Raw genomic sequence first — 12569 nt, forward strand, 5'->3', positions numbered from 1 at the left:
ATCAAGTTGTTAATCGCCTTGAATACTTGGATAATACTGCACACTTTCTCGATGATGCATTCAGCTCGACCAACTTGTATTTAATACAGCTAATGTCGAATTGCTTTTTATCTATGTTCATTAACGGGAGTAATTGGTTTTAGTGCGCGCTAAGGTGTAATTTTGCTGCTGATAAACGAGATATGTCGCGTTAACGCTGATTAATCGTATTGTGCCTTCTATATACACCTGATTGAAACACCCAATGGGTAAACCTTAACGCCTAGTTTATCCGTGGACCGATATTGCCGCATTAACGCACTACTTTAAACAGGTTTCATTATTTTGATATTGCTTCTAGGTTGCAATCAACATGACTGAATTTTTACTTTTACTGATCGGAACCGTGCTAGTTAATAACTTCGTATTGGTTCAATTCCTTGGTTTATGCCCTTTTATGGGAGTCTCAGGGAAGCTCGAAACCGCCATTGGTATGTCCATGGCGACCACTTTCGTTTTAACCCTAGCGTCACTTTCTAGTTATTTGGTTGAACACTACATTTTGTTGCCTTTAGGCATCGAGTATCTGCGCACACTGAGCTTTATTCTTGTTATTGCTGTGGTGGTACAATTTACTGAGATGGTCGTGCACAAAACCAGCCCTACGTTATATCGCTTGTTAGGTATCTTCTTGCCGTTGATCACTACGAACTGCGCGGTATTGGGTGTAGCGCTACTGAACATTAACCATGATCACAACTTTATTGAATCGGTTATTTACGGGTTTGGTGCAGCCGTTGGTTTTTCATTAGTTCTCATTTTGTTCGCTGCGATGCGCGAGCGCTTAGCAGTGGCAGATGTACCTGCGCCGTTTAAAGGCGCCTCTATTAGCATGATAACCGCAGGGTTAATGTCGTTAGCCTTTTTAGGTTTTACTGGTTTGGTGAAATTTTAATGAGTTTTATGTGGGCCATTTTTACCGCACTTATCGCAGTAGGGCTGCTTGCCTTAGTATTCGGAGCCATACTCGGTTTCGCGTCAATACGCTTTAAGGTTGAAGGCGACCCTTTAGTTGAACAAATCGATGAACTATTACCACAAACCCAATGTGGTCAGTGTGGGTACCCGGGGTGCAAACCTTACGCCCAAGCCATTGCTGATGGTGATGATATCAATAAATGCCCCCCCGGAGGAGACGCCACCATAAAGCGTCTTGCCGATTTGATGGGAGTTGAAGCCACATCTCTTGATGCGGCTCATGGCAGTGAAGACATAAAAAAAGTCGCGTTTATTCGCGAAGATGAATGTATAGGGTGCACAAAATGCATTCAAGCTTGCCCCGTTGACGCGATTTTAGGCGCCGCCAAACAAATGCATACCGTAATAAGTGACGAATGTACCGGCTGCGACTTATGTGTCGACCCCTGCCCTGTTGATTGTATTGACATGATCCCTACGCAGACCACGCCATCATCATGGCGCTGGAACATTGAAAGTATCCCCGTTAAGCAGGTGAGCTAATGAATCGTGAACTAATTCCTGCCTACGAAGACATCGTGACGCGTGTACAGAACAACAAATTATGGGATTTCCCCGGCGGGGTTTTTCCTGCACAGCAAAAAGAATTATCTAATCAACAACCGATCGAAAGTATCTCACTGCCTGAACGACTGTATATTCCGCTTAAGCAGCACATCGGAGTCGAAGGACAATTAATCGTTGCGCCAGGCGAGCAAGTACTAAAAGGCCAACCACTGACGCGAAGTGCAAACCCATTTTCAGTGCCGGTGCATGCGCCTACTTCGGGCACGGTTGTGAGTATCGGTCCACATATTTCAGCGCATCCGTCTGCGTTACCCGAGCAAACACTTATCATTGAGCCTGATAATTTAGACAAATGGGCACTCTTAAGCCCATTACAAGATTATCAATCACTGCCCAAAGTATCAGTGCTTGAAGCGATTTGTAATGCAGGCATATCAGGGATGGGCGGTGCGGGGTTTCCTACGCATATAAAAGCGGCACCGAAGAAAGATGTCGAGTTCATTATTATCAATGGTGTGGAGTGTGAGCCGTACATCACTTCTGATGACCGTTTGATGCGGGAGCACGCTTGGCAAATACGTCAAGGTATCGATGTCTTATGTCATTTATTATCCCCTAAGCAAGTTTATATCGCGATTGAAGACAATAAACCTGAAGCTATAGAAGCGATGCGCGTCGCGTGCCAGCAAAGCGAACAATATAAAGTCGTTCCTATTGCGACCAAATACCCCGCGGGTGGCGAGAAGCAGCTAATCCAAGTCATCACAAACAGAGAAGTCCCCAAACAAGGGTTGCCCATAGATGTAGGGGTGATCATGCATAATGTGGGAACTTGTTTTGCTATTGCTGATGCGATTTTTAGTGGCAAACCGCTAATACAACGCGTAGTCACAATTACGGGCAAGGCAGTTGAAACCCCAAAAAATGTTTGGGCGTTGATCGGCTCCCCTGTAGCGCATTTGCTTTCCTCTGCTGGTTATGTGGCCCACAGGCAGGCGCAAAAACACATTATCATGGGTGGGCCTATGATGGGCTTTACCGTGGCAAGCGATCAAGTGCCCGTGGTTAAGATAACAAATTGTTTGTTACTCCCCACATCTGATGAAATAGCTGAGCCTGAAGCGGAACAACCTTGTATTCGCTGTAGCGCGTGTGCTGATGCGTGCCCTGTATCCCTGTTACCACAACAGTTATTCTGGCACAGCAAAGCCAAAGAGTTAGACAAAGCCCAGGATTACAATTTGTTTGATTGCATAGAATGCGGCGCTTGTGCGTATGTATGCCCCAGTGAAATTCCGCTTGTGCATTATTACCGCGTAGCGAAAGCCGAAATTCGAGTGGAGCAAGAAGAAAAGCAAAAATCAGACAAAGCGAGAGAGCGCTTTGAAAGCAGAGCGGCACGCTTAGTGCGAGAACAAGAAGCCCGAGATGAAAAGCATCGCAAAGCAGCCGAAGCGCGCAAGTCAGCCATGCAAAATAAAGGCAATGACGCTCAAGATAAAATCGCCGCAGCGCTTGCCCGGGCCAAAGCTAAAAAGGCTGAGCAGGTACAAACAACGGCAAATAATCCAGATGTCAGTTCTGAACAGGCAACACTGCCCAAAGCAGCTGAGTCCGCGACAGTGACAAGCACAGAATCAGCAACTCAAAAATCTGGTACTTCAAAAGATGATCGCGTGGCAGCGGCTATTGCTAGAGCGAAAGCCAAGAAAGCGCAACGTTCGGCGCCGGTTGAGGCTGATATAAGCTCTGGGCATGACACGCAGCCCAAGACAGCGGAAAACTCACAAGCAACAGGCGCAGAGACCGCAAGCCAAAAATCTGGTACTTCCAAAGATGATCGTGTGGCAGCCGCTATTGCTAGAGCGAAAGCCAAGAAAGCACAGCGTTCGGCGCCGGTGGAGGCTGATATAAGCTCTGAGCATGAAACGCAGCCCAAGACAGCGGAAAACTCACAAGCAACAGGCGCAGAGACCGCAAGCCAAAAATCTGGTACTGCCAAAGATGAGCGCGTGGCAGCGGCTATTGCTAGAGCGAAAGCTAAAAAAGCACAAAAATCTGCCGAAAATTTAGCTTCGAATCCCCCCACTGAGTCGGACGCCTCGCTTGATGCCCCCACTACTGCATCTGATAGCGCTTCTATTCGTTCGTTAAATAAACCGAACGCACAAACACAGAGTAATGACGCTGGTAAGACGAAAGATGAGCGTGTTGCAGCCGCTATCGACAAAGCCAAAACCAAAAAAGTGCAAAAGGTAATAGAGAATGCATCAGCCGAGAGCGGCTTGGCATCCGAGTCGATTTCTAACCACCACAGTGAGCCTGCTCAAGAGCCGGTAGATAAAGCACCTGAACAGCATGGATCTAAGGAGCTTGATCCTGCCGCACAGAAAAAGGCACGAATTGCCGCTGCGGTAGCCAAAGCGAAAGCGAAAAAATTAGCTAAAGACCAAACGTCGGGTGAAACGCAAAGTCCGAATGACAAACCTATTACGCCTTCACCGGAGGCTCAAGATGCTCAACAGACCCAAGAGCCCCAAGTAACTGATGCAGAACACGCATTAGACGAGAAGAAACGCCGCATCGCTGCTGCCGTAGCGAAAGCGAAAGCTAAAAAGGCGGCTCAAATGAAATCATCAGAAGAATAAAAGCGCCAATGAATTATAAACTAGCCAGTTCACCTCATCAGCATGTACGACGCAACACCGGTCAGGTTATGCGCATGGTGATTTATGCATTAATACCAGGCATTTTACTGCAAACTTGGTTTTTCGGTTTTGGGGTGTTGGTGCAAATAGCACTCGCGGTAATAACGGCGGTTGTCACTGAAGCGACAATATTAGAAATGCGTAAGCGCAACTTCGAGCGCGCTATCAAAGATTACAGCGCGATATTAACCGCTATTCTGTTGGCTATCAGCATTCCACCTTTTGCTCCTTGGTGGGTGATTGTCATCGGCACGTTCTTCGCGATTGCCATGGTTAAGCAATTATACGGCGGGCTGGGTTTCAATGTCTTTAATCCGGCAATGGCGGCGTACGTCATGTTGTTGGTGTCATTTCCGGTACAAATGACCCAGTGGCTACCTGCGCAAAGTCTCACCGCGCATCAACCCGGCCTTATCGACGCTATCTATGCAGTCTTTACTGGCTTTAGTGCCGATGGTTTTAGCCTAGCTCAGCTGCAAGGCGCTGCAGATGGTCATACCATGGCAACGCCTCTTGATGCCATTAAAACAGGACTTGCCCAGGGCTTAACCTATGAAGAAGGACTCCAGTCGGCCATTTTTGACGGCAGTTTAGGCATTGGGTGGTGGTGGGTTAGCACTGGATACCTGCTTGGTGGCTTATATCTGATACGCGCTAAGATCATCAATTGGCATATTCCAGGCGGCATGCTTGCAGGCGCTGCTCTATGTGCCGGTGTAATGTTTCTAGTCGATGCAGACCGATTTGCGTCTCCGTTATTCCATATTTTTAACGGTAGTTTGATCCTCGGTGCATTTTTTATCGCGACAGATCCTGTATCCGCATCAACCACCAATAAAGGGCGTATTATTTTTGGCGCTGCCATTGGGTTTTGGGTGTATGTGATCCGCACATGGGGCGGTTATCCTGACGCAATTGCCTTTTCTGTTTTAATCATGAATATGGCAGTACCGCTCATTGATTATTACACCCGCCCACGCACTTATGGCCACACAAAACGCACTAAGGGAGAGCCAAAATGAAGCAGGTTATTGCCAAAAATGGACTGATCCTAAGTTTGTTTGCAATTATTACCAGCGGCTTGATTGCCCTCACCTATTTCGGAACACAAGAACAAATAGAGCTACAACGTCAACAAACGTTGTTGGCGATCCTAGATGAACTTGTTCCAAGGGGTAGTTACGATAACCTGATGCAGCATGACTGTGTGCTAGTCACCTCACAGGCATACCTTGGCAGCAACAGTCCGCAGCATATTTACCGGGCAACCAGAGCTGGCGAGCCAGTTGCAGCAGTCATCGAAGCCACTGCTCCCAATGGGTATAGCGGGCGTATTGAGCTCGTGGTGGGGTTGTCAGGGGATGCAACCGTATCCGGTGTAAGAGTGATAGACCACAAAGAAACACCAGGCCTAGGTGACAAAATTGACTTACGTATCAGTGATTGGGTTTTGGGCTTTAACAATCAGCAACTGACAGAAGACAATGCATCCAACTGGGCCGTAAAAAAAGACGGTGGTCAGTTTGATCAGTTCACCGGTGCAACCATTACCCCGCGGGCAGTAGTAAGTGCCGTTAAAAATACCGCGCTGTATTATCAAGCTAACAAAGAGGCGATTTTTTCTGCCAGCAACGAATGTCGCAGCCAACTTGCATCACAAGGGTAAAATAGAATGAATGAATTCAAACAGTTAAGTTGGCAAGGCCTGTGGAAGAATAACCCGGCCCTAGTACAACTACTTGGTTTGTGCCCGCTACTTGCCGTTACTGCGACCGTTACCAACGGTCTAGGCCTAGGCTTAGCCACGACCTTGGTCTTGATTGGCTCAAATGCGACCGTATCGATTATTCGTAACCTAGTGCCAAATGAAATCCGAATTCCTATTTTCGTCATGATTATTGCCGCGTTTGTCACTGTCGTGCAGCTTTTAATGAATGCCTACACGTACGAGTTGTATCAGGCGCTTGGTATATTCATTCCTCTTATTGTGACCAACTGTGCAATTATCGGCCGAGCTGAAGCTTACGCCTCTAAAAACCCTATTGGCTATGCCGCATTCGATGGGTTGATGATGGGGCTCGGGTTTACCGTGGTGCTTGTGCTTTTGGGGGCAATACGTGAACTGCTTGGCTACGGTACTTTATTTGCCGGAGCTAACCTGCTGTTAGGCGATTGGGCAACCAGTTTAAAAGTGAAAATTTTCACTACAGATTCCCCCTTCTTACTTGCCATTTTACCTCCAGGGGCATTCTTAGGTATGGGCTTGCTGATCGCCGCTAAGAACATACTTGATAAGCGTTTTGAACGTATGTTTGCAGCCAAACAAGAAGCCAAAGTCGTTCAGCGTGCTCGTGTCACTGCCGAAACCTAAGCGAAATTTGACGAATACAGGACATTACTCGTAGATGAACCAACAGAAACGTGTAGAGATGTTAACGAGGTGGCGTGATGCTAACCCGCACCCTACAACTGAATTGAACTTCACAAGTCCCTTCGAGCTACTGATTGCCGTTTTGCTCTCAGCTCAGGCGACCGACGTGAGCGTTAACAAAGCCATGGCCAAGATGTTCCCTGTAGCCAATACACCTGAAGCTGTTTACGCCTTGGGCGTGGATGGCGTAAAAGAGTTTATTAAAACCATTGGGCTGTTTAATACCAAAGCCGTGAATGTGATCAAAACCTGCAAGATGCTTATCGAGCAACATAACAGCGTGGTTCCAGAGGATCGCGCAGCCCTAGAGGCATTACCTGGCGTTGGTCGCAAAACAGCAAATGTGGTGCTTAATACGGCCTTTGGCTGGCCGACTATAGCAGTAGACACCCATATTGACCGCGTATCCAATCGCACGAAGTTCGCCATGGGCAAAAACGTTGATCAAGTTGAGCAGAAACTATTAAAAGTCGTACCCGCTGAATTCAAAGTAGATGTGCATCACTGGTTAATTCTTCACGGTCGCTATACCTGCATTGCGCGCAAGCCGCGTTGTGGCTCTTGTATTATTGAAGATTTGTGTGAATTTAAAGATAAAGTAGATTAGTTAATCGTTTGCTTTTAAAGCGCTAAACTGCCATTCAACTATAGAATTTTCGTCACCATGGTTATTAACCGTATTAGGCACATTGTGTTGTGCCTAATGCGACAAATTTAAAAAGAAAATACATTTTTTTTTTATGTATAAAATACGTTTTGTAGGTTATACCGGATACCAAATCGCATCTTTTTTACGAATAAAAATCGCGTAAACTGCCAAAGCGATAAATATCAGAGCAGGAATTGCTGAAGGTTCTTCATAAGCAATATGATAGTAAACAGCACCAATCATTACTGGAATGACTCCAGTAGCGGCCAGTGTGGTCCACTTGCGGACAAACATTGCAATACCAGCGAGTAACTCAGCCAGCCCAATAAAATACCCAAACCACTGTGGCAACCCCATTTTTGCAAAACTAGCGTGTACCTCCGGTAAACCAGCTAATTTGGCTCCACCAGCCAAAATCATTACCAATCCAAGTAGTACCAGCGGCACCCAAAGTAATATTTTTTTCATCATTTTCTCTCAAGATTATCAATTTCAGTGCGTAGACTATAAACAACCATTTAGTTAACATATATTGATATTAACTCATAAACTTGATGCATAATTTTTATCATGATTACAATAGAACAATTAAAAGTGTTGAAAGCAATTGCAGAAGAAAAGTCACTAAGGGCAGCAGCAAGTAAACTAAACAAAACACAACCCGCATTAAGCCATTCACTTAAGCAGCTAGAAACACAACTCGGATTGGAACTGTTCACAAGAGATAGCTATAGGTTAAGCTTAACTAACGCGGGTAAAACTACTTTTCAAATGGCGCTTAAAGCCCTTCGAGAGGTATCATTGATTGAACAATATGCAAATCATTTAAATCTGGGAAATGAAGCAAAAGTCATTATTGCTATTGAAGCAGCATTCCCTATTGAACCGCTTTTTCCGGTATTTGAACAAATAAAGAACCGATTCCCTTCGACTCAACTTTCGTTAACTCAAGAATATGTGACCGGCGCTTTACAACTTGTGGCGGAAGGTAGAGCACAATTAGCCGTGACTGGTGCCCCAATTGATTACTTAGCCAAGTCTAGCGAACTTTTCTCAAAACAGATCGCAGAAGGTGAGTTGATTAACGTAGCAACACCACAAATGCTAGAAAGATATCAACCATTGGATTCAATAGAAGCGCTTGTCAATGAAAATCAGATCATAGTGAAAGACACAGGTAAAATAACGCAGGACAATTATTTCAACACACAAACAGGACAAAAGCGCTGGTACGTAAACAGCTTTGAAGCGAAGCATAAACTCATATCCCATAGTCTAGGTTGGGGAATGTTGCCTGAACACTTCATTTCTAATCAATTAGCTTCGGGAGCCTTACAGAAAATTAGGGTCGCAGATAAAAAATGTTCAAGTACGTTTCCATTTTATTTGATAAAAAACAAATCAAAAATGCTTGGTCCAGTAGCGACTGAAATTTGGAATGCCTTCTCAGAACTCACGCTTTGATGCTAGAAAAAATTATAAATGAAGCGAAAATACCCCTAAGCATTTCAATAAAACAATATCTCTACTTTTAGAATTCACACATTCAATATATTGTGGGTAAATATTCGAATGTAATCATATTAAACGCTTAGAAATAACCTCTACCTTACTTATACTTTGGCTGGCCGACAATTGCGGTAGATACCCATATTGACCGCGTATCGAATCGCACCAAGTTCGCCATGGGCAAAAACGTTGATCAAGTTGAGCAGAAACTATTAAAAGTCGTACCCGCTGAATTTAAAGTGGACGTGCACCACTGGCTAATACTCCACGGACGTTACACCTGCATCGCTCGTAAACCGCGTTGCGGTAGCTGTATAGTGGAAGATTTATGTGAGTTTAAAGAGAAAACTTCAGACGAATGATCTCCTTAGTTTTAATGCGAGAAGGAACAAACAATGGACGGCACTAAACGTGCGAACGTAAAAATAGGGGCTGAGGTGTCAGTTGTGCTAAAAGAGCATCAGCGCTCTGGTGAATTAACACAGGGGACCGTTGCAAGGCTTCTGACTAACTCCCCTAACCACCCCCATGGTATTAAAGTAAGGCTCGAAGACGGTCAAGTGGGCCGGGTTAAGGTTATTCACAATTAAACTATCACTGCAAAGAAGCACCTCCTTAAAGGGTCAGCCATTTCGCTTACCTGGGTACGAATAGCGACTGCTAATGTTTGATTTATTCTCGTATTCATTGACCTACTCCACTGCGGGCATGCTACTGCTTACGGCTTTTCTAATAGGCATGTCAAAAACCGGTGTCGGTGGCGTCGCTTTATTTACTATTCCAATTATGGCTATCATTTTTGGCGGCAAAGACTCGTCAGGCTTGATGTTACCTTTGCTTGTCATGGCTGATTTATTTGCCGTTACCTATTACCGAAGGCATGTCAATTGGTCTTATTTGATGAAGTTGTTTCCCTCAGCGGCGGTGGGGGTTGTTTTAGCCACTTTAATAGGCAGTTATATAGACGATCAGCTATTTCGCGTCGTGATGGGGGGTATTATCTTTGTCAGCCTAGCCATCATGTTGTGGATGGAAACCGCCAACAAAGAGACTATCCCTGATTACATGTGGTTTGCCGTATTGATGGGGTTGCTAGGTGGCTTCACCAGTATGATTGGTAATTTGGCGGCCGCTGTCATGGCGCTTTACTTACTCAGCATGCGCTTACCGAAAAACGAATACATTGGCACTGGAGCATGGTTCTTTCTTGCAGTGAACGTGTTTAAGGTACCCTTCCATATTTTCAGCTGGCATACCATTTCTCTCAATTCATTTTCGTTGAACTTGGCCTTGCTGCCTTTTATTGCGATCGGGGCGTTCGTTGGCATCAAGATAGTGAGATACATACCAGAGAAGCAGTATCGTTGGTTAATATTGGCCGCTACAGGTGCTGCAGCCGTTATGATGGTCGTATAGCTGGCGCTATGACATTGCCATCAAACTTACGTTTTGAAAACCTGTTGCGGGGAAGAGTTAGCCCCCCTCTGGTTTGGGTCAAAATTCCTTCAAGAGTGAATCGTTGTAGTCTTCTACATGCAGAGTGAGTTGGTACTGTGAAATTAGTGCATCTAGCTTGGCTTGCTCTATCATTAATTCTTCCATCACAATGGTATTGTCGTCTAATTCCCACAATAAACGCGAGCCAGAGTAGCTATACTGCAATGCAATCATGGCATTAAGGTTACCTTTTGCCGCTGCAGCTTTAAGTTTAGGTAGCTTGCGATTAATTTTGTTGAGCGTTTTTTTCAGTTCCCAAACATAGGTAACTTCAGTCATAAAGTCGTGATGGCGATATTTGTTTAATAACCAACCAATGGTGACGCTAGATACGATGACACCGAGTAGATTCCAATGAAAGTGGCTGCCGCTTTGATCCGGAAATAGTGCAATCAATAGCTGTGAAATGCCCAAGCTACCAGCAGCTAATCCAAAAATACACATACCAATAACCCAGTTCAAGTGGCGACGGTAACGCTCTTTGTTAACGTTGATCAGTTGCATAACAGCTCTTTTTTGGAGATCAGTAGATACATCGACGAATTACGCTTCAACTTAACCTCTATCATGCAGTCAATTTAGCTGCTTGGATGGCTAACCCTTCGCACACTGAGTTAAACGCATCTCCCTGCATTAAAGGTAAGTGCGGTAACATAACCTCTCCTAATTCTTTTCTTACAATCGGAGATAAACTCATACCACCCGTAATAAAGAGCATCTCTGGCTCTTGTGCACTATTTTGCAGACACTCCTTAACCAATCCCTTTACGCGAGACAGCCAAGGCTGCATAGAGCTTTTTAGCGCCTCTATATCGATATTGACATCGTAATCTTGCTCAACATAATGCAGGGGTAAGGTAATGCTGTCTTTTGATGAGAGCATTTCTTTTGCCAAGCGAGATGAATTAACCAGCCGCGCAGAAAGCTTATCCTCCTGAACCGTGAGTAATCGCGCTAGGAGCTTTGGCTCCTTCACATCTGATTTGGTTTGTGCGATAGCTAACCAGTATTCTTCAGAAAAGAAATGATTTAACTTCGGAATATCATCTACTGCGCACATATCAGAGTAATAGGTAGGCGGTACCGGTAACCCATTACGCATCAATAAGCCACGCCCCATTGTGGGTGCAATACTCTTTATTATGAGATTTTTATCACACTCCATTCCACCTAAGCGCGCCCCCGTCACTGATAATACGTCTTGCTGACGGTCAAGGTTTATCTGCTTATCGGGTGATAACGTGATACAACAGATATCGGTGGTACCTCCTCCAATATCGGCCACCAACACATTGGTTTGTTTATCGAGGGTACGCTCAATTTGATAAGCCGCAGCAATAGGCTCCTCTAAAAACTCAACATGTAAGAAGCCAGCCTGCTGAGCGGCCTGGGTCATAATCTCTATCGCTTGCTCATTTCCCTCTTGACCGCGAGTACCATGGAACTTTACTGGACGCCCTATTACAGCACTATCGACGGCCATGTTGAGCTGATCTTGAGCGCTTAAACGAAAGAATTCTAGCTGCTTGGCAATAAGACCGACAAAAGCGTGCTGCTGCCCTGCCACCAAATTTGCACCTAAGAAATTCTTAGGTGAGTAAATCAAACGCCCCTTATCAGGTGTTTGCAGATAACGTCTGAACCCCTCTTCGCCAAAGGCAAATTTACCCGTTTCAACGAGCTGCTTTAACGGCAGATCTTGCACCGTCATATCTTTAAGTAATATTTCTATTGCGCGACGTTGCAGCTCAGGCAAGTTGTGAAATTCCACTCGAAGGGAATCAATTCGATCGCTGTAACGCTGCTGTTCTTTTGGATCAGGGGCTTCGTAATAGCCGTCCTTCGCTTTGTCGATTTGCTCACTAATAGCACGTTTTATTTGCGCTACTTTCGCTTCAATCATCGAGACAGGAGGAGTAGGTAATTCATTCTCGTAATAGATAAAGACAGACGAACGGATTTTATGCGCACCTTCTAGATCCGTATCCAGTTTTATGAAGTGATGTTGTTTTCCGTCAAAATAAGAGACCTCTGAATTTGAGGTTCCGTAATCAATACCTATCGCTGCCATATCTGCTGTACGTTATCCACTGTTAGTTATTCGAAGACAAAGCGCAGGAGTGTAAAGTAAAAATATTATTTCTTCATTAAATGTTTTGATTGCTGCCACAGCAAATAGGATAAATAGCTTTATGAATCCACATAATTACCGCTTTACAGGGTAATAAGATGCATAGGCTGAATTAGTTAA

Annotated in this window: 13 protein-coding genes and 1 pseudogene; 11 read left to right on the plus strand and 3 right to left on the minus strand. The window is 44.9% G+C overall.

Annotated features, from left to right (window positions below):
- The first annotated feature begins 352 nt into the window (after positions 1 to 352).
- Genes rsxA through nth form a run of 7 tightly spaced genes read left to right on the plus strand, consistent with a single transcriptional unit; the run spans position 353 to position 7270 of the window.
- The gene (gene rsxA / locus AC0L6N_RS13060) at positions 353 to 934 is read left to right on the plus strand and encodes an electron transport complex subunit RsxA (protein ID WP_007989830.1); all 582 of its coding nucleotides are present in this window, start codon (positions 353 to 355) and stop codon (positions 932 to 934) included.
- The gene (rsxB, locus tag AC0L6N_RS13065) at positions 934 to 1500 is read left to right on the plus strand and encodes an electron transport complex subunit RsxB (protein WP_011575726.1); all 567 of its coding nucleotides are present in this window, start codon (positions 934 to 936) and stop codon (positions 1498 to 1500) included. The genes rsxA and rsxB overlap by 1 nt, the downstream gene beginning before the upstream one ends.
- The gene (rsxC, locus tag AC0L6N_RS13070) at positions 1500 to 4172 is read left to right on the plus strand and encodes an electron transport complex subunit RsxC (RefSeq protein ID WP_473475088.1); all 2673 of its coding nucleotides are present in this window, start codon (positions 1500 to 1502) and stop codon (positions 4170 to 4172) included. The genes rsxB and rsxC overlap by 1 nt, the downstream gene beginning before the upstream one ends.
- Positions 4173 to 4180: 8 nt before the next feature.
- Positions 4181 to 5254 carry an electron transport complex subunit RsxD gene (gene rsxD / locus AC0L6N_RS13075; protein WP_011575728.1) on the plus strand — a complete coding sequence of 358 codons (1074 nt, stop codon included), beginning with the start codon at positions 4181 to 4183 and terminating at the stop codon, positions 5252 to 5254.
- The gene (gene rsxG, locus AC0L6N_RS13080) at positions 5251 to 5898 is read left to right on the plus strand and encodes an electron transport complex subunit RsxG (protein ID WP_473475090.1); all 648 of its coding nucleotides are present in this window, start codon (positions 5251 to 5253) and stop codon (positions 5896 to 5898) included. The genes rsxD and rsxG overlap by 4 nt, the downstream gene beginning before the upstream one ends.
- A 6-nt stretch (positions 5899 to 5904) precedes the next feature.
- Entirely contained in the window at positions 5905 to 6603 is a 699-nt protein-coding gene (locus AC0L6N_RS13085) for an electron transport complex subunit E (RefSeq protein ID WP_473475092.1), read from the plus strand.
- Between the two features lie 34 nt (positions 6604 to 6637).
- The gene (gene nth, locus AC0L6N_RS13090) at positions 6638 to 7270 is read left to right on the plus strand and encodes an endonuclease III (protein WP_473475094.1); all 633 of its coding nucleotides are present in this window, start codon (positions 6638 to 6640) and stop codon (positions 7268 to 7270) included.
- 156 nt (positions 7271 to 7426) lie between these two features.
- Here the strand turns inward: nth and AC0L6N_RS13095 are convergent, their stop codons facing one another.
- Positions 7427 to 7783 carry a DoxX family protein gene (locus tag AC0L6N_RS13095; RefSeq protein WP_348362158.1) on the minus strand — a complete coding sequence of 119 codons (357 nt, stop codon included), beginning with the start codon at positions 7781 to 7783 and terminating at the stop codon, positions 7427 to 7429.
- A gap of 99 nt (positions 7784 to 7882) precedes the next feature.
- On the opposite strand from AC0L6N_RS13095, the gene AC0L6N_RS13100 reads away from it, so the two are divergent.
- The 4 genes and pseudogenes from AC0L6N_RS13100 to AC0L6N_RS13115 all read left to right on the plus strand — a co-directional run bounded on the left by AC0L6N_RS13100 (position 7883) and on the right by AC0L6N_RS13115 (position 10237).
- Positions 7883 to 8776, plus strand: a complete 894-nt coding sequence (locus AC0L6N_RS13100) for a LysR family transcriptional regulator (protein ID WP_473475096.1) — start codon at positions 7883 to 7885, stop codon at positions 8774 to 8776.
- 155 nt (positions 8777 to 8931) lie between these two features.
- Positions 8932 to 9183 (plus strand): annotated as a pseudogene (locus tag AC0L6N_RS13105) (endonuclease III); the annotation flags it as partial.
- Positions 9184 to 9216: 33 nt separating this feature from the next.
- A complete protein-coding gene (locus tag AC0L6N_RS13110) occupies positions 9217 to 9411 on the plus strand; it encodes a YwbE family protein (RefSeq protein ID WP_006993653.1) in 195 nt (64 codons plus the stop codon).
- Between the two features lie 73 nt (positions 9412 to 9484).
- Positions 9485 to 10237 (plus strand): sulfite exporter TauE/SafE family protein, encoded by a 753-nt coding sequence (locus AC0L6N_RS13115; RefSeq protein WP_473475098.1) that lies wholly within the window; start codon positions 9485 to 9487, stop codon positions 10235 to 10237.
- A 78-nt stretch (positions 10238 to 10315) separates the two neighbouring features.
- Here AC0L6N_RS13115 and AC0L6N_RS13120 read toward each other — a convergent pair whose 3' ends face one another.
- Both AC0L6N_RS13120 and AC0L6N_RS13125 read right to left on the minus strand, forming a co-directional pair.
- On the minus strand, positions 10316 to 10822 hold the full coding sequence (locus tag AC0L6N_RS13120) for a DUF3087 domain-containing protein (protein WP_473475100.1): 507 nt from the start codon (positions 10820 to 10822) through the stop codon (positions 10316 to 10318).
- 61 nt (positions 10823 to 10883) lie between these two features.
- Positions 10884 to 12389 carry an Hsp70 family protein gene (locus AC0L6N_RS13125; protein WP_473475102.1) on the minus strand — a complete coding sequence of 502 codons (1506 nt, stop codon included), beginning with the start codon at positions 12387 to 12389 and terminating at the stop codon, positions 10884 to 10886.
- Positions 12390 to 12569 lie beyond the last annotated feature (180 nt).

The organism is Paraglaciecola sp. G1-13 (assembly GCF_055809255.1).